Origin of the sequence: Bradyrhizobium nitroreducens (assembly GCF_002776695.1) — a bacterium.
Taxonomy (GTDB): Bacteria; Pseudomonadota; Alphaproteobacteria; order Rhizobiales; family Xanthobacteraceae; genus Bradyrhizobium; species Bradyrhizobium nitroreducens.
Genome location: NZ_LFJC01000003.1, coordinates 8,172,504 through 8,172,944, shown reverse-complemented (window position 1 = coordinate 8,172,944; position 441 = coordinate 8,172,504). Strand labels below are relative to the sequence as shown.

Here is a 441-nt window from a genome sequence, read left to right as displayed (position 1 = left end):
ATGGTCAGCGGGTGCTGCCGGGCGTGGCTCATCTGGAGATGGCGCGGGCGGCGGTGCGGCTCGCCGCGGGCGATCAGTCCGGAGACTTGCAGGTGCGGCTGCAGAACGTGGTGTTCGCGCGGCCGGTGGTGGTGACGGACGCGGGGCTCGAGGTGCACATCGCACTGGCGCTGCAAGATGATGGGTCGATCGCCTTCGAGATCTATACCGGGCAGGCCGACGCCACGCAGATGCATAGCCAGGGCAGCGCGGTCTTGTTCGAGCAGACCGAGCCACGCGTGCTGGATCTGCCGGCCCTGCGTGAACGGGCCGGCGAGCGCAGCACGCCGGGCCAAGCCTGTTATGAGAGCTTTGCGCAAGTCGGACTGATCTATGGCGCGAGCTTCCGAACGGTCCGCCAGATCGAGCTGGGCCATGACGAGGCAGGCCGGGAACGGGTGC

At 68.3% G+C, this 441-nt stretch carries 1 protein-coding gene; it reads left to right on the top strand.

What is annotated here, in order from left to right:
- Positions 1 to 441, top strand: a 441-nt coding sequence (locus TSA1_RS38605) for a polyketide synthase dehydratase domain-containing protein (RefSeq protein WP_210421938.1), incomplete at both ends; no start/stop codon positions are given.